General features: G+C 58.6%; 14 protein-coding genes. 7 read left to right on the top strand and 7 right to left on the bottom strand.

Annotated features, from left to right (window positions below; translation table 11 throughout):
- Nucleotides 1-59: 59 nt before the first annotated feature.
- The 4 genes from HPDFL43_RS09115 (at nt 60) to rpmG (ending at nt 2,688) form a co-directional block, all read left to right on the top strand.
- Nucleotides 60-518: a DUF983 domain-containing protein gene (locus tag HPDFL43_RS09115; protein ID WP_425348846.1), complete on the top strand. Its 459-nt coding sequence runs from the start codon at nt 60-62 to the stop codon at nt 516-518.
- Complete coding sequence (locus tag HPDFL43_RS09110) at nt 515-1,231, top strand: NUDIX hydrolase (RefSeq protein ID WP_007197026.1); 717 nt, start codon at nt 515-517, stop codon at nt 1,229-1,231. Before HPDFL43_RS09115 ends, HPDFL43_RS09110 begins: the two co-directional genes overlap by 4 nt.
- 9 nt (nt 1,232-1,240) lie before the next feature.
- On the top strand, nt 1,241-2,428 hold the full coding sequence (locus HPDFL43_RS09105; protein WP_007197025.1) for an MFS transporter: 1,188 nt from the start codon (nt 1,241-1,243) through the stop codon (nt 2,426-2,428).
- A 92-nt stretch (nt 2,429-2,520) separates the two neighbouring features.
- Entirely contained in the window at nt 2,521-2,688 is a 168-nt protein-coding gene (gene rpmG / locus HPDFL43_RS09100; protein WP_007197024.1) for a 50S ribosomal protein L33, read from the top strand.
- A 391-nt stretch (nt 2,689-3,079) separates the two neighbouring features.
- Here the strand turns inward: rpmG and HPDFL43_RS09095 are convergent, their stop codons facing one another.
- Both HPDFL43_RS09095 and HPDFL43_RS09090 read right to left on the bottom strand, forming a co-directional pair.
- Complete coding sequence (locus HPDFL43_RS09095) at nt 3,080-4,453, bottom strand: PleD family two-component system response regulator (RefSeq protein WP_007197023.1); 1,374 nt, start codon at nt 4,451-4,453, stop codon at nt 3,080-3,082.
- 15 nt (nt 4,454-4,468) lie between these two features.
- Nucleotides 4,469-4,840, bottom strand: coding sequence for a response regulator (locus tag HPDFL43_RS09090; RefSeq protein ID WP_007197022.1), 372 nt, complete (start codon nt 4,838-4,840; stop codon nt 4,469-4,471).
- A 216-nt stretch (nt 4,841-5,056) separates the two neighbouring features.
- Here HPDFL43_RS09090 and HPDFL43_RS09085 point away from each other — a divergent pair, with 216 nt between their 5' ends.
- Both HPDFL43_RS09085 and HPDFL43_RS09080 read left to right on the top strand, forming a co-directional pair.
- Nucleotides 5,057-5,323, top strand: a complete 267-nt coding sequence (locus HPDFL43_RS09085) for a DUF3572 domain-containing protein (RefSeq protein WP_040450042.1) — start codon at nt 5,057-5,059, stop codon at nt 5,321-5,323.
- Nucleotides 5,320-5,976, top strand: a complete 657-nt coding sequence (locus HPDFL43_RS09080; RefSeq protein ID WP_007197020.1) for a hypothetical protein — start codon at nt 5,320-5,322, stop codon at nt 5,974-5,976. The genes HPDFL43_RS09085 and HPDFL43_RS09080 overlap by 4 nt, the downstream gene beginning before the upstream one ends.
- 41 nt (nt 5,977-6,017) lie before the next feature.
- Here the strand turns inward: HPDFL43_RS09080 and HPDFL43_RS09075 are convergent, their stop codons facing one another.
- Nucleotides 6,018-6,596: a GNAT family N-acetyltransferase gene (locus tag HPDFL43_RS09075; RefSeq protein ID WP_007197019.1), complete on the bottom strand. Its 579-nt coding sequence runs from the start codon at nt 6,594-6,596 to the stop codon at nt 6,018-6,020.
- A 106-nt stretch (nt 6,597-6,702) separates the two neighbouring features.
- Here HPDFL43_RS09075 and HPDFL43_RS09070 point away from each other — a divergent pair, with 106 nt between their 5' ends.
- Nucleotides 6,703-8,019, top strand: a complete 1,317-nt coding sequence (locus HPDFL43_RS09070) for a DNA polymerase IV (RefSeq protein WP_040450041.1) — start codon at nt 6,703-6,705, stop codon at nt 8,017-8,019.
- Nucleotides 8,020-8,334: 315 nt separating this feature from the next.
- Here the strand turns inward: HPDFL43_RS09070 and dnaE are convergent, their stop codons facing one another.
- From dnaE to clpX, 4 genes are all read right to left on the bottom strand, one after another.
- Entirely contained in the window at nt 8,335-11,904 is a 3,570-nt protein-coding gene (gene dnaE, locus HPDFL43_RS09065; protein ID WP_007197017.1) for a DNA polymerase III subunit alpha, read from the bottom strand.
- Nucleotides 11,905-12,493: 589 nt separating this feature from the next.
- Nucleotides 12,494-12,826: a DNA-binding protein HupB gene (gene hupB, locus HPDFL43_RS09060; RefSeq protein WP_169743244.1), complete on the bottom strand. Its 333-nt coding sequence runs from the start codon at nt 12,824-12,826 to the stop codon at nt 12,494-12,496.
- A 129-nt stretch (nt 12,827-12,955) separates the two neighbouring features.
- Entirely contained in the window at nt 12,956-15,388 is a 2,433-nt protein-coding gene (lon, locus tag HPDFL43_RS09055) for an endopeptidase La (protein WP_007197013.1), read from the bottom strand.
- 418 nt (nt 15,389-15,806) lie between these two features.
- A complete protein-coding gene (gene clpX, locus HPDFL43_RS09050) occupies nt 15,807-17,087 on the bottom strand; it encodes an ATP-dependent Clp protease ATP-binding subunit ClpX (RefSeq protein WP_007197012.1) in 1,281 nt (426 codons plus the stop codon).
- Nucleotides 17,088-17,092: the final 5 nt, after the last annotated feature.

Raw genomic sequence — 17,092 nt, 5'->3', positions numbered from 1 at the left:
ATGTTATGATGGGCGGATGGCGGGCCGCGGAAACTGCGTACCCGCGCCAAACGAAGGAGATGGCTATGCTCGAAATTGGCGGCGAAGCAGCGGACAGGCGCGAGCCTGAGCAAGACCCCCGCAACACCAGCCAGGCCATCAAACGCGGTCTGCTTGGCCGATGCCCCAATTGTGGCGAAGGCAAGCTGTTCCGCGCCTATCTCAAATCGGTCGACAGCTGCGCGTCCTGCGGCGAAGAGATGCATCATCACCGCGCCGATGACCTTCCTGCCTATCTGGCGATCTTCATCGTCGGCCATGTGGTGGTTGCCGGCTTCATGGCCACTGACAGCTGGCTCGTTCTCGAGAGCTGGCAGCATCTGATGATCTGGATCCCGATAACGGTGATCCTGTCGCTGGCGCTTCTGCAGCCGATCAAGGGCGGCGTCATCGGATTGCAATGGGCTTTTCGTATGCACGGTTTCAGCGGAACGGATGATGACGCCATGCTTGAGCCGGTTGGTGAGGACGCAGGATGAATGCCGGTGGTTCGGTCAAGGCAGACCTTCTGACCGAAGACGTTGCAAAGCGTGGTGAGATGCGCCACCCGCCACGCAGGCCAAAGGATGCAGCTTCCCTGCTTCTTATCGACCGGCAGGAGAAAACACCCCGGGTTCTGGTTGGCAAACGCGGCAAAGGCCATGCGTTCATGCCCGCCATGTATGTCTTTCCCGGCGGCCGGCGCGACGCGGCTGACAACAAGACCACGCTGGCACAGCCACTTCATGGCGAGGTCACGGAACAGTTGCTGCGGCGGACCATTGCGCAGTTTGGCGAATCCGCTGCGCGTGGGCTGGCGGTCGCCGCTGCGCGCGAGATGATGGAGGAAGCGCATCTGTCGCTGACGCCAGCCGATCATACTGCGAATCTTTGCCCGGATGTCTCGCCGTTCCGCTTTCTTGCCCGCGCCATTACACCTCCGGGCATGCCGCGGCGGTTTGACACCCGGTTCTTTGCCTGTTTCACAGATGAGGTCGACGCCGATCCAACAACTGTGCAAGACAGCGATGAACTGCAGGACCTGACATGGCTTCCGATAGACCGGCATGACGGCTATCCGTTGCCCGGAATCACCAAAGTTGTGCTCACAGACCTTCAGGAAGCGCTTGACGCGGACAATTCTTTACCTTTTCAAAGAAAGATTCCGTTTTACTACTATCGCAATGGGCGATTCGTTCGGGAATTGATTTAGGCGCCTTACATGGATCACTCATCACCTGACGCGCCCGTTGTTCGCGACGACATCCACTGGCCGGCTCTTATTGCCGCAATCGCGTCGATTACCGCTGTCGGCATTGCCATTGGCCTTGGCTTGCCGCTCTTGTCGGTGATCCTTGAAAAACGAGGCATCTCCTCGAGCATGATCGGTCTCAACTCGGCAATGGCCGGGATTGCGGCCATGGCTGCGGCACCCGCGACCACCTGGCTTGCGCGGCGTCTGGGGGTGGTGACCACCATGGTGCTGGCCATTGTCGCGGCGGCAGCCAGTGCCCTTGGATTCTATTTCGCGGAAGCACTGTGGATGTGGTTTCCACTGCGCATCATTTTCCATGGCGCTATCACGATCCTGTTCGTCCTTTCGGAGTTCTGGATCAACACCGCTGCGCCTCCCTCGCGGCGCGGGCTGGTTCTGGGGATCTATGCCACGGTGCTTTCGCTGGGCTTTGCCGCGGGACCACTGATTTTCTCGATTGTCGGTTCAGAAGGCATCCTTCCATTCGCAATCGGCGCTGGCATCATCCTTCTCGCTGCGATTCCCGTTTTGATGGCACGGAAGGAAAACCCGGTCATCGGCTCATCAGCAACTGATCTCCCATTCATGCGCTATGTGTTTCTGGTGCCAACGGCGACTGCGGCGGTGTTTGTTTTCGGTGCGGTCGAATCAGGCGGACTGTCGCTGTTTCCCATCTATGCCAACCGCACCGGGTTCACCGAATCACAAGGCGCGCTGCTGCTGACCATGATCGGGCTGGGAAACGTCCTGTTTCAGATTCCCATCGGCATGATAGCCGACCGGATCGGGGACCGTCGCCGATTGCTGTCGCTGTTTGCCATTATCGGGCTCGTGGGTTCCCTGGCCCTGCCCTTCCTGATCCACAACTGGATGCTCACGGCAATCATCCTGCTGTTCTGGGGCGGCAGCGTCGCCGGGCTTTACACCGTCGGCCTGGCCCATCTGGGTGACAAGCTGCATGGTTCGGACCTGGCGTCTGCCAATGCCGCCTTCGTATTCTGTTATGCACTGGGCATGCTGGTGGGTCCTCAGACCATCGGAGTGGCCATGGATGTGACCGGCCACCACGGTTTTGCCTGGGCTCTGGCGTTCTTTTTCGCTCTCTATGTGGTTCTGACGCTGTTTCGTCTGGTGTTGAGCCCAAAACGGGCTTGACTTTCAGCGCGGCTTTTGTAGTTTCCGCGCAAGTTTCGCCGTGGAGCCATCTGTGCTGTCCGCGGCTTCATTTTTGAAGAAGGCAAGACACCATGGCCAAGGCGACCACCATCAAGATCAAGCTCCTGTCGACAGCAGACACCGGCTTTTTCTATGTGACCAAGAAGAACAGCCGTACATTCACCGACAAGATGGTGAAAACGAAGTACGATCCGATTGCCAAGAAGCATGTGGAATTCAAGGAAGCCAAGATTAAGTAATCTGCTTCCCGGCCCTTAGGGACCAATTTTCGAAGACAGCAAAAAACCCGCTTCCTCACGGAAGCGGGTTTTTTGTGTCGAGGGCCGGTCAAAACAAGAGCGTGGAACGAGGATGCCACTGTGCACTTAATCTTGACCGGCCACCCCACGACCCAGGAGATGCGGCGGACCTGAACATCATGGGGCATTCAAATTCACTGTGCCAATTAACTGCAACAACGTCAGGATGTTCACACAATTTTCACCATAAACTTTTGTACCAATCCCCCGAAAAATCAACAGTTTCTTAAGCCATGCGCCAAACTGTCCACGATTGTGGTTAATTTCGGGGCAAAAAAAGCCTTTTTTTATGGGCATTTAAGCTAAATGCTAGGCTTCGAACGGCAGCGACTCAGGCTGCTTCACCAACGACACGGTTGCGGCCGCTGCTCTTGGCCTGGTAGAGTGCCTGATCTGCACGGCGCAGCAGGGAGGCCGAATCCTCGCCGCTGGGCTCAAGCGCAGCGATGCCCACGGATGTTGTCAATGTGACATTGGCACCGCTGGCGGCTACCTTGAAAGGCGCCGCTGCCACCGCATCACGCAGACGCTCGGCAATCTGAGCTGCCACGTCCAGTGTGGTGTCGGGCATGATCACAACAAACTCCTCACCACCATAACGGCAGGCGAGATCCGCACCGCGCACCGCACCGCGCACCCGGCGGGCGAAGTCACGCAGAATGTCATCACCACCTTCATGGCCATGAACATCGTTGATCGACTTGAAGTGGTCGATGTCAGTGATCAAAACCGACAAGGGCCGGTCGCGTTTTGCGGAACGTTCGACCAGCGTGTTAAGATGGGTATCGAGATAACGCCGGTTGTTCAGCCCCGTGAGCGCATCGGTGACCGCAAACTCGACCGATTGTGTCAAGCTTGAGCGCAGGAAATCCGTATAGCGCTTGCGGCGGATCTGGGTAACGCTGCGCGCGACCAGTTCATTGGGATCGAGCGGCCGGACGAGGTAATCGTTCACGCCAAGTTCAAGCGCCCGGATCACCAGGTTCTCCTCGCCTTGCTCAGCCACCACCAGCACCGGAATGAAGCGTGTTCTTTCCAGTGACCGCAATTGCGAGCACAGCCGGAGCGGGTCGTAGTCTTCGAGCGCGGACGACACGATGATCAGTTCATAGGGTTTTTCGGCCGCCTCGAAGAGAGCAGCCTGTGGATCGCCGATGACGGTGATCTCAGCAACGCCGTTGAGCGCGCGGCCCATACGGTCCTGGGCGTTGGCGCGATTTTCCACCAGCAACACAAGGCCCGGCTCTTCAAGGCTTCCCTGGTGCGGCGCCAGCAGCGCCTCGAGGTCGAGACTGCGCGCGGATTCGGCTCGAAGCCGCAACTCGTCACTCAACGCCTTGAAGCGGACAAGGCTTTTCACCCGGGTCATCAACTGCAGATCATTGACAGGCTTGGTCAGGAAGTCGTCGGCACCCGCCTTGAGGCCTCTAACACGATCAGAGGGCTGGTCAAGCGCTGTGACCATCACAACCGGAATATGGGCGGTACGCGGATTTCGCTTGAGGCGTTCGCAGACTTCAAACCCGTCAATACCAGGCATCATGATGTCGAGAAGAATCAGATCAACCTGGGTCTGATCGCAGATCGACAGCGCGGTCATGCCATCAGCAGCAGTCAGCACCTCAAAATACTCAGCCATCAACCGGGCTTCGAGGAGCTTTACATTTGCCGGTATGTCATCAACCACCAGGATCCGCGCAGTCATAAAAATTCTCCGGGACTAGGCATCGCCAAGAAAGGACTTGATGGTTTCAATGAATTTGGGCACCGAAATTGGCTTCGAGATGTAGGCCTCACAACCGCCCTGGCGGATGCGCTCCTCATCTCCTTTCATGGCGAAAGCGGTGACGGCAATGACCGGGATCACATGAAGGTCATCGTCCTGCTTGAGCCATTTGGTGACTTCCAGCCCCGAAACTTCAGGCAACTGGATGTCCATCAAAATGAGATCGGGACGATGCTGACGCGCAAGATCCATCGCATCCATGCCGTTGCGGGTCTGGACAGTCTTGTAACCCGATGCTTCGATCAGGTCCCGGAAGAGCTTCATGTTGAGTTCATTGTCCTCAACAATCATCACCTGTTTTGTCATGTCCGTTCCCCATCCCCGGCCAGAACCGGCTGACTGCCCGTTTCTTCTGGTCTTGCGCAATACCAGACACAAACACCGGCATTGATATGAGCCAAAAGACAGACAAACGCCTGCCTGATGTCATGCCTGACAACAAGCTTAGTTTCATTAAGTTGAAAAAGTGGTAATCCGACGTCTGCAATTCGGCAGATAAACTTGGACAAGGTCAACAAGCCCATGGCAGACGCAGAAGATACCGCGATCGCAGTCCTTGTATGGCTTGCCGGAGAGCCCGAACTGATGGGCCGTTTCCTGGCTCTCACCGGGCTTGAGGCGAACAATCTGCGCGATGCCGCGCAGGAACCGGGATTTCTTGCAGGCGTTCTGGGGTTCTTGATGAGCCATGAACCGACGCTGATGGATTTCTGCGCCGCCACCGACACCAAGCCTGAAATCGTCACACGGGCTTTCCAGGCACTTGGCGGCGCGAGCGAGACACAATGATCACGATTCCGGATGCCGAACACGACACCCTGAGACTTGGTGAGCGGCCGTTGATTGTTTGCGATGTCGACGAAGTGGTGCTCGAGTTCATCACGCCGTTTCAGGCATTTCTGGTCGAGCACGGCCATGAATTGCAGCCCCGTTCGTTTCGACTCACCGGCAATGTAATTCGCCTTTCCGATGGAAGTGAAACCGCGGCGGAGGAAGTCGACCGTCTTCTCGAGGCATTCTTTGCCGAGCAGGATGGCTGGCAGACGCCTGTCGAGGCCGCCGCGGACAGTTTGGCAGAGCTTTCCGGCAAGGCGGACATCGTTTTCCTGACTGCCATGCCGCCGCGGCATCGGACAATCCGGCGCAGCCTTCTGAGCCGGCACGGCTTTGATTATCCGATGATCGCCACCGAGGCGGCAAAGGGCCCGGCTGTCAAGGCGCTGCACGGCGCGCGTGACCAGCCGCTGGTCTTCATTGACGACATCTTCGTCAATCTGCATTCGGTGAAGGCGCATGTGCCCGAGACGCTGCTGATCAATCTGATGGCCAATGACACCTTCCGCGCGCTGGCGCCGCATCCGGGCGACGGGGTGGATATCGCCTCGGACTGGATGCATGCGGTCGAACTGATAAGCGCGCACATAGGCAGCACCGGCGCCTGAACCATCAGACTGCCGCCTCGGCGAACTGCCCGCCCCGCTCTTCAAACCAACACCTTGCGCATTAACGGCCGCCCGGCCTTGCGCTCGGCCGCAACCGAAAATCCAGCCCTTTCAAAGGTCGAGGCGGCCCCCACAAACAGGCCAACCGATTTTGAATGCTTTGCCTGAACGATCGGGCAGGCTTCGACAACACGGGCTCCGTGAGCGGTTGCATGCGCCACCGCGGCCTCCAGCAAACCATGGCTCAGCCCCTCACCGCGTTTGCGCTTGGCGATGAAAAAACAAGAAATCGCCCAAATCCCCGGATCATGCGGATCATCGCCCTCCAGCGGACGCGACACGGTGCGGCGTGTGTTCCAGCGCGGAACGTGTGCGCGCGGCGTAACCTGAACCCAGCCCACCGGTTCGCCATTCTCAAACCCGATCAGGCCGGGTGGCAGCGGTTCGCCAGCCGCCTGCTTGAGCAGCGCCTCCTTCTCGTCCCGGCCGAGGGCCTCGCGCAGCTTCGGCTCCAGCCGGAAATAGCTGCACCAGCAGCCGTAGCAGGCGCCTTGGGGGCCGAAAAGCGCCTTGAGTGCGGGCCAGGTTTCACTTGTTGCGGGACGGACATCAAGGCTCATCGGTCACAGTCTCCAGCGCGGCAGGACAGGTTTTCCTGACTTGTGAGTCGCAAAGTTATTGCGTAATCTGCCGATGTTCAACCTTTGTTCTCAATTCACCGAGCCAATGACTCAAGCGCCGCCGCAGTCCGATCCGGTACCCGGCTTTTGCCGGGATTGCCTCGCGCATGCCCGCGCCGGGGTGCGGCGCTGTCATGCCTGCGGCAGTCCGCGACTGATCCGGCACATGGAAATTGACGCGCTGACGCTCGCCCATGTGGATTGCGACGCGTTTTATGCGACGGTCGAAAAACGCGACAACCCGGAGCTTGCGGACAAGCCGGTGATCATCGGCGGAGGCAAACGCGGCGTCGTCTCCACCTGTTGCTACATCGCCCGGATCCATGGCGTGCGTTCCGCCATGCCGATGTTCAAGGCGCTCGATGCCTGCCCGGATGCGGTGGTTATCAAGCCGGACATGGAAAAATACTCGCGGGTGGGACGTGAAGTCCGGCAGATGATGGAGGAACTGACGCCGCTGGTGCAGCCGATCTCGATAGACGAGGCATTTCTTGACCTTGCCGGCACCGAGCGGCTGCACAAGGACACCCCTGCCCGCACGCTTGCAAAGTTTGCCGTACGGGTGGAGGCGGAGATCGGCATCACGTTGTCGGTCGGGCTGTCCTATTGCAAGTTTCTCGCCAAGGTGGCCTCCGATCTCGACAAGCCACGCGGCTTTTCGGTGATCGGCAAGCAAGAAGCGCTCGACTTTCTCCGGCCACGGCCTGTCACCTTGATCTGGGGCGTCGGCAAGGCCTTTGCCGCAACACTGGAGCGCGACGGCATCCGCACCATCGGGCAGTTGCAGACCATGGAACAGGACGTGTTGATGCGTCGCTATGGCGTTATGGGCAAACGGTTGTTCCATCTGGCCCGCGGCGAGGATGAGCGCACGGTCCATGCCAATGAAGGGGCCAAAAGCGTATCGGCGGAGACCACCTTCAACACCGATCTTTCAGGCGCCGAGGAGCTTGTTCCGATCCTCAGACGCTTGTCGGAAAAGGTATCAGCGCGGCTCAAGGCCTCCGGCATCGCCGGTCACACCGTTGTGCTCAAGCTCAAGACCGCGGATTTCAAGAGCCGGACACGCAATTTCAAGCTCGAAGACCCCACGGTGCTTGCAGACAAGATCTTTCGCACCGGGCTGCACCTGCTTGAGCGCGAACTGGGCAGCGAGAAGTTTCGGCTGATCGGCATCGGGGTCTCGGAGCTCACCGATGCAGCGCTCGCAGACCCGCCCGATCTGGTTGACCCAGCCGCCGCCCGGCGCGCCGTGGCGGAAAGCGCGATCGACAAGGTAAGGCAGAAGTTCGGCCGTGACATCGTCGAAACCGGCTACACCTTCGGCACTTCGCGCAAGATGCGGCAGGCGGATCAGGATTGATCGCCGCAGGGCCGGCATGCGGGACAGACATTGCAAACATCGCGCTGATCATCCCGGATCCGCGGTGCCGGCAAAACGCCTACATGACCGGTTTCGCGGACTTCCTTTGTTGGCCGATAATCGCGCAAGAACTGTTCGCTCGGCTTCTCGCCCAATCAAGAGCATGTTCTCTGCGAGATCCGACGCACCGGTACTCGCGCGTTGCCATGGTGGAACGGTGCTGCGCTTTCATGGAGGAGCATATTGCTTCTTCCATATCTACGATCAGCGCAACGCCTTCTTCAAAGGCCCCTTTCCTGAAATCACAGGTTCGGCTCAAACCAGCTCCACATCCAGAACACCCGGCGCCGCCTTCAGAGCGGCAGCCATTTGCGGGGAAATTTTGTAGCGGTCGGCCAGCGTCACTTCGATTTCACGGCAGCCGCCATCCTTGATCATGATGAACGACACCTGACCCTCGCCGCGGGCCTTGAGGTGGGTGGAAACAGAATTTATCGGCTTGGCATCCCGCACAAACACCCGGAGTGCAGTTTGGCCGCGTGCGGCCCGGTCTTCGAGCGATTCCGCGGTCTGGATACGCAATCCAACACCCTCCGGGCGTTCTTCTGCGAGAACAGTGATGACGATCGACTTGCCGGGCTCCAGCAGATCCCTGTGCAGCGCCCATGTTTCGGAAAACAACACCGCCTCATACTGGCCGGAACTGTCTGAGAAGGCGACGATGCCCATCTTGTTGCCGGTTTTGGTCTTGCGCTCCTGCTTGCTGGTCACCGTTCCCGCCAACCGCCCGGCGGTTGCCCCGGCTTTGACGGAAACCTGAAAATCGGCCCAGTTTTGAACCCGCATCTTGTTGAGCAGATCCGCATAGGAATCGAGCGGATGCGCGGAGAGGTAAAAGCCGAGAGCCTGGTATTCCCGGTGGAGCTTTTCAGCCGGCAGCCAAGGCGTGGCATCGGGCAGATGAATGGTCTCGGCGCTTTCGCTGGCGCCTGCGCCAAACATGTCGCTTTGACCGCTGATGCGGTTTTCCTGAGCGCGTTGGGCAAAGCCCAGGATACGATCAAGCCCCGCAACCAGAGCCGCGCGGTCGAGGCCAAAGCAATCGAGCGCGCCGGCGGTGATCAAGCTTTCGAGAACTCTCCGGTTGACCTGACGCGGGTCGATGCGAACACAGAAATCCTCAAGCGAGGCAAACTCGGTGTCGCCGCGAACCTCGACAATATGCTCGACCGCCGCATCCCCTACGCCCTTGATCGCAGCAAGCGCATAATAGATCCGGTTCTCACCGGTTTCGAAATGGCGGAAGCTGGTCTGCACCGAAGGCGGTGCCACCTCGATACCCAGGCGCTTGGCGTCCTGGCGGAAATCATTGAGCTTGTCGGTGTTGGACATATCCAGCGTCATCGACGCTGCAAGGAACTCGACGGGATAATGCGCCTTGAGATAGGCGGTCTGGTAGGACACGATGCCATAGGCTGCGGCGTGGGACTTGTTGAAGCCGTAATTGGCGAACTTGGCCAGAAGATCAAAGATCATGTCGGCCTGGGGTTTGGAGACGTCCCGTTCAACAGCGCCTTCGACGAAGCGGGCCCGCTGCTTGTCCATCTCCTCCTTGATCTTCTTGCCCATGGCGCGGCGCAACAGGTCGGCTTCACCGAGCGAGTAGCCGGCGAGCACCTGGGCGATCTGCATCACCTGCTCCTGGTACACAATCACGCCCTGGGTTTCCGCCAGCAGGCCATCGATCTTGGGATGGATGGAAGCCAGTTCCTCCTCGCCGTGCTTGCGGGCGTTGTAGACCGGGATGTTTTCCATTGGCCCCGGACGATAGAGCGCCACAAGCGCGATGATGTCCTCGATCCGGTCCGGCCGCATGCCGATGAGCGCCTTGCGCATGCCCGCTGATTCCACCTGGAACACGCCGACGGTCTCACCGCGCGAGAGCATCTCATAGGTCGGCTGATCGTCCAGCGGCAGGCCTTCAAGATCAATGGTAATGCCGCGCTTGGCGATGAAGCCGACCGCCGTCTTGAGCACAGTCAGCGTCTTGAGGCCAAGAAAGTCGAACTTGACCAGGCCAGCCTGCTCGACCCATTTCATATTGAACTGGGTGACCGGCATGTCCGAACGCGGATCGCGGTACATCGGCACCAGCTGCGACAGCGGCCGGTCGCCGATCACGATGCCCGCAGCGTGGGTCGAGGCGTGACGATAGAGGCCTTCCAGCTTCTGCGCGATGTCGAGCAGCCGCTCGACGGCGGGCTCTTTTTCCATCTCCTCGGCAAAGCGCGGCTCTTCTTCGATGGCCTTGTTCAGCGGGGTTGGATTGGCAGGGTTGTTGGGAACCAGCTTGCAGATGCGATCGACCAGCCCATAAGGCATTTCCAGGACGCGCCCGACGTCGCGCAGCGCCGCGCGCGCCTGGAGGCTTCCGAAGGTGATGATCTGCCCGACCTGTTCACGGCCATATTTCTTCTGCACATAGCGGATTACCTCTTCACGGCGGTCCTGGCAGAAATCGATGTCGAAGTCAGGCATCGAGACACGGGCGGGATTGAGAAAGCGCTCGAACAGCAGGGAAAACCGCAACGGATCGACGTCGGTGATGGTGAGCGCATAGGCCACCAGCGAACCTGCACCAGAACCACGGCCCGGCCCCACCGGAATGTCGTGGTCCTTGGCCCATTTGATGAAGTCGGCCACGATGAGGAAGTAGCCGGGAAATTTCATGTTCTCGATGATGTCGAGTTCGGTCTTGAGCCGCTCCCGGTAGTCATCATGGGTATAGCCTTCGGCCAGACCAATCCGCTCAAGGCGGCGTTCAAGCCCCTCTTCCGATTGCCGGCGAAGCTCCGCCGCTTCGGCCGCGAGTGCTGCATCCGGATCCTCCTCTCCGCCGCCGGTGAAGCGCGGCAGGATGGGCGGGCGGGTTTCGACAATCGCCGAGCAGCGCTGGGCAATCTCAATTGTGTTGCGAAGTGCTTCAGGCACATCGGCAAACAGCGCGGTCATCTCCGCGCGGGATTTGAGACAATTGTCGACACTCAGACGTGGGCGGCGGTCGTCCGACATCACCGCATTGGCGGCGACGGCCATCAACGCATCATGGGCCTCGAAATCATCCGGAGTCGGAAAGAAGGCCTCATTGGTCGCCACGAGCGGGACATCCGCGGCATAGGCCAGCGCGATCATCTTGCTCTCGTGGGCCCGGTCGTAACCCTGCTGGCGTTGCAGTTCGATATAGACGCGATCTTCAAACACGGTCTTGAGGCGGTTGAGCCGCTCGGCAGCACGATCGGGATGGCTCTCGCGAATGCATTGATCCACCGGCCCCTTCACAGAACCGGTCAGGGCAATCAGCCCGTCCGCGCCCTCCTCCAGCCATGACATGAGAATGTGTGGACGCTCGACGCTGTCGCCTTCGAGATAGGCCCGGCTGACCAATGCCGTCAGTCTTTCATATCCCGTGGCCGTGGAAGCATAGAGAACGATGGACGGCAGTCTCTGCAGCTGGTCGCGATGCGAGCGGCGCTCACTGGCCGCCCCGTCTTCCATGTCGATATCAAGCTGGCAGCCGATCAACGGCTGAATGCCGGCTTCCATGGCCTTGATCGAAAACTCAAGTGCGCCGAACAGGTTGTTTGTGTCCGTGATCGCAAGCGCCGGCTGCTCATCGGCAAGCGCGCGCTTGATCAGCGTCTTGATCGGCAACGCCCCCTCGAGAAGAGAGTAGGAGGAATGCACGCGCAAATGTACAAAGCCCGGCCATTCACCGATGGACCCAGCCTGGCCATCTTCGCCCGAGGCCGATTGATCCTTGGCCTGAGACGCGGGTTCTGAGGCCAGATTGGCCAACATTGTGGCCGATTTGCTTTCCCGCGCCATGAATATCCCCTGCCAAATGATCCGGGTCTGTGCCGCGTTTGGGGCGGCACAAAGACTCACGGTTCAATTGTGGGGACATGAACCTGAAAGTCCAGTCCGTGACGATGCAAAATGGGGTGCTCCACACAGCTCAGGCTGGCGGAACGCTGCAGGGCCAGGCGCCCTGCTCCATTGCTGTTGAAGCTGACAACCCGCTTCACGAAATCCAGTCACCAAACCGGGACGGCTTCAAGCGGCAGCAGCGGCCCGGATGCTGCAAGTCTGAGACTTACCCGGGCAAGATGAGTTGTATTCTAGATCGCCATCGCGACGACGGCGAAACTGGCAACGAACAGCGACATGGAAACGAAAGCGGCGAGATCGCGGGCAAATGCAGTCATAGTCAACTCCCATAATTTCTGCTTATGTTTATTTTATGTTCTATTTTTGTTCTCATGTCAAGTCAGTTCTATAAATTCCGTGGTGTGCGCCCGGCCCGGCTGAGCCAGACATCGTTTTGCCGCTGTCAGCGCAAGCTGTGAGAGCAACAAAAAACCCGGAGGATCAGATCCCCCGGGCTCAATTCAGTCAGATACAAGATGCATCTGGCTTAGTTGCAGGCGTCCTTGAGACCCTTGCCGGCCGAGAATTTCGGCACGTTGCGGGCTGGGATATCAACTTCCTTGCCAGTCTGCGGGTTGCGGCCCTTGGAGGCTTCGCGACGCGAAACAGTGAAGTTGCCAAAACCGATAAGGCGCACGTCGCCACCGTTTTTCAGTTCACCGGTGATGGTCTCAAACACAGCTTCGACAGCCGAAGTTGCATCACCCTTGCTGATGCCGGATTTCTCGGCAACTGCGGCCACGAGTTCATTCTTGTTCATTTCCGTCCCTTTCCTGGCGTTAAGTCGACTCAGTTTGTTCGATGCCGTGATCCTACGCATCTGGCGATGCTTCGCAACCGAACACCTTGCAAACCAAAGGTTTTTGGGCAGTTTTCACAACTCAATTCAAAAAAACGGGCCGGATAACATCCCGCCCGTTCAATTTCTGTGCCTCAAAGCCAATTACGGTCAGTGCGCGATGGTTGCGCCGCCTTCTTCACCCACATCCGCGGCGATCGCAGCCTCGGGTTTTGCGTCCGGATCCCAAGTGATCGCCTCGGGCATACGGGTAAGCGCATGCTTGAGCACGTCGCTCATTCTGGCGACCGGAATGATATCCAGCCCGTTCTTGACGTTATCCGGGATCTCGGGGAGATCCTTGGCATTGTCCTCGGGGATCATCACCGTCTTGATGCCACCACGCAGTGCCGCAAGGAGTTTTTCCTTGAGGCCACCGATCGGAAGAACTCGGCCGCGAAGGGTGATTTCCCCGGTCATGGCAACATCACGGCGAACCGGAATGCCGGTCATGATCGAGACTATGGAAGTCGCCATGGCGACACCGGCGGACGGTCCATCCTTCGGCGTGGCCCCTTCGGGCACATGCACGTGGATATCACGCTTGTCGAACATCGGCGGTTCGATGCCGAAATCGACAGCGCGCGAGCGGACATAGGACGCCGCCGCCGAAATCGATTCCTTCATCACGTCGCGAAGGTTGCCGGTCACGGTCATCTTGCCCTTGCCCGGCATCATGACGCCTTCGATGGTCAGGAGCTCGCCACCCACCTCGGTCCAGGCAAGTCCGGTGACCACGCCAACCTGATCATCACTTTCGGCTTCGCCGAACCGGAAGCGCGGGACTCCGAGATAATCAGCCAAGTTGTCTTCCGTCACGCTCACGGCTTTCACACCGGTTTTGAGGATCTCGGTCACGGCCTTTCGTGCGAGCTTCATCAGTTCGCGCTCGAAATTACGCACGCCGGCTTCCCGCGTGTAGGTGCGGATGACCTGGAGCAGCGCTTCATCGGTGATCTCGAACTCGGCATCCTTGAGGGCATGATCCCGGATCGACTTCGGCAGCAGGTGCCTGCGGGCGATTTCGAGCTTCTCATCCTCGGTGTAGCCGGCAATCCGGATGATCTCCATCCGGTCCATCAGCGGTGCAGGAATGTTGAGTGTGTTGGCCGTGGTGATGAACATCACGTTGGACAAATCGTACTCAACTTCGAGATAGTGGTCCATGAAGGTCGAGTTCTGTTCCGGATCCAGCACCTCAAGAAGCGCCGAAGACGGATCGCCACGGAAGTCCTGGCCCATCTTGTCGATCTCATCGAGAAGGAACAGCGGATTGGACTTCTTGGCCTTTTTCATCGACTGGACGACCTTGCCGGGCATCGAACCGATGTAGGTACGGCGGTGACCGCGGATTTCCGCTTCATCACGCACGCCACCCAGGGCCATGCGCACATATTCCCGGCCCGTCGCCTTGGCGATGGACTTCGCAAGCGATGTCTTGCCGACGCCGGGAGGGCCAACGAGGCAGATGATCGGGCCCTTGATCTTCGAAGACCGCGCCTGAACGGCGAGATACTCTATGATCCGCTCCTTGACCTTCTCAAGTCCGAAATGATCGACCTCGAGCACCTTCTCAGCTGCGTTGAGATCAATCTTGACACGGGATTTCTTGCCCCAGGGCAGGCCCAGCAACCAGTCTAGATAGTTGCGCACAACCGTGGCTTCAGCCGACATCGGGCTCATCTGCTTGAGTTTCTTGAACTCAGCGTCGGCCTTTTCGCGCGCTTCCTTGGAAAGCTTGGTCTTGGCGATGCGCTGTTCAATCTCGGTCATCTCGTCACGGCCATCCTCGCCGTCGCCGAGTTCCTTCTGGATCGCCTTCATCTGCTCATTGAGGTAGTATTCGCGCTGGGTCTTCTCCATCTGCCGCTTGACGCGGGAACGGATGCGCTTTTCCACCTGCAGCACGGAAATCTCGCCTTCCATGAAGCCGAGCGCCTTTTCAAGACGGCCCTTCACCGACACGGTGGACAGCATGTCCTGCTTTTCGGGAATCTTGATCGACAGATGCGAAGCCACCGTATCGGCGAGCTTGGAGTAGTCGTCGATCTGACTTGCAGCGCCGACCACTTCGGGCGAAATCTTCTTGTTGAGTTTGACGTAGTTTTCAAACTCGGAGACCACGGAGCGCGACAGCGCCTCGATCTCGACCGCATCCTCATCGGGTTCGGCGAGTTCGACAGCGTGGGCTTCGTAATATTCTTCACGATCAGTGTAGCTGACGATTTCGGCACGGGTACGCCCTTCGACAAGCACTTTGACTGTGCCATCTGGCAGCTTGAGCAATTGCAGCACATTGGCGATTGCACCGATCTGGTAAATCCCGGATGGATCCGGATCGTCGTCGCCGGCGTTGATCTGTGTGGCCAGCATGATCTGCTTGTCCGACCCCATGACCTCTTCGAGCGCACGGATCGACTTCTCGCGCCCCACGAAGAGCGGCACGATCATGTGCGGAAACACAACAATGTCGCGCAATGGAAGAACGGGGTAGATACCTGCCTCTGCGGGCGACTGTGATGAACTCACGTTTTTATCCGGCATGTATTTTCCTTTCCTGGCCCTTTCGGCCCGGTCCGACAGGACCAATTGGCAACGCGAGCGGAGGTCCCGGCTGTCCAGCAACCATCCATGGCGTCCTTGACGAGGGACATGGCCCTCAGAAGTCTAAGTGGAGAACTCAGCACCCGTTTTCAAGTCAATTCTCAGCCTGCAACACTCTGTCACCGATTCGAAACGATATTAGAGATTGAAAGTGGCGGGAAGCTGGAATCACGGCAAACTTGCCAAGCCCGGCCGCTTGTCACAGGTCAATTCCCGATTGGCTGGGCGATAGCCTGTCTGGATCAAAAAATCAGGGGCAAGAATTCAGTTTGCTGAAAATGCTCTGCCAGCATGGCCGCCCCAATGCAAAACGGCGGCGCTTGCGCACCGCCGTTTTTCAAGAACCATCAGGTGGCGGTCAGGCTGAAGCCGAATCCTTGGTTTCGTCATCACGCTCAGCATAGATGTAGAGCGGGCGGGCGTTTCCATTGACCACCTCATCGGAGATGACCACTTCACGCACGCCTTCCAGAGCCGGCAGCTCGAACATTGTGTCGAGCAGGATCTTTTCCATGATCGAGCGAAGCCCGCGCGCTCCGGTCGCACGAATGATGCCGCGCTTGGCGATTTCCTGAAGCGCGCTTTCGTGAAATGTGAGTTCCACATCTTCCATTTCAAACAGGCGCTGATACTGCTTGACCAAGGCGTTCTTGGGCTCGGTCAGGATCTGAATCAGAGCAGATTCATCGAGGTCTTCCAGCGTCGCAAGCACTGGCAAGCGGCCGATAAATTCCGGAATCAGACCGAACTTGACCAGATCTTCCGGCTCGAGCGCGCGCAATACTTCGCCCACGCGGCGTTCATCCTGAGCGCGGACGCTTGCCGAGAAACCGATTGATGTCTTTTCGCCGCGGTCCGAGATGATCTTGTCGAGGCCGGCAAAAGCGCCGCCACAGACAAACAGGATGTTGGTGGTGTCGACCTGCAGGAATTCCTGCTGCGGATGCTTGCGGCCGCCCTGCGGCGGCACAGAGGCAACCGTGCCTTCCATGATCTTGAGCAGCGCCTGCTGGACACCCTCGCCCGACACGTCGCGGGTGATCGAAGGATTGTCCGACTTGCGCGAGATCTTGTCGACTTCATCGATATAAACGATGCCGCGCTGAGCACGCTCGACATTGTAATCGGCCGACTGGAGCAGCTTGAGGATGATGTTCTCGACATCCTCACCGACATATCCGGCTTCGGTCAGTGTTGTCGCATCGGCCATGGTGAAGGGCACATCGATGATGCGCGCCAGCGTCTGGGCCAGATAGGTCTTGCCGCAACCGGTCGGGCCGACGAGCAAGATGTTGGACTTGGCCAGTTCCACTTCACCCGACTTCGACGAGTGATTGAGGCGCTTGTAATGGTTATGCACCGCCACAGACAGGATCTTCTTGGCCTGATGCTGGCCGATCACATATTCATCGAGGGTGGCGATTATTTCCTGTGGAGTGGGAACGCCGTCCCGCGACTTCACCATCGAGGATTTGTTTTCCTCGCGGATGATGTCCATGCACAATTCCACGCATTCATCGCAGATGAACACGGTTGGACCGGCGATGAGTTTGCGCACTTCATGCTGGCTCTTGCCGCAGAAAGAGCAATAAAGGGTATTCTTGGAGTCGCCGCCGTTGCTGCCGCTAACCTTGCTCATTTCAC

This window comes from Hoeflea phototrophica DFL-43 (assembly GCF_000154705.2).
Classification (GTDB): domain Bacteria; phylum Pseudomonadota; class Alphaproteobacteria; order Rhizobiales; family Rhizobiaceae; genus Hoeflea; species Hoeflea phototrophica.
The sequence above is the reverse complement of the archived record's forward strand: the minus strand, read 5'-3'. Positions and strand labels throughout refer to the sequence as shown.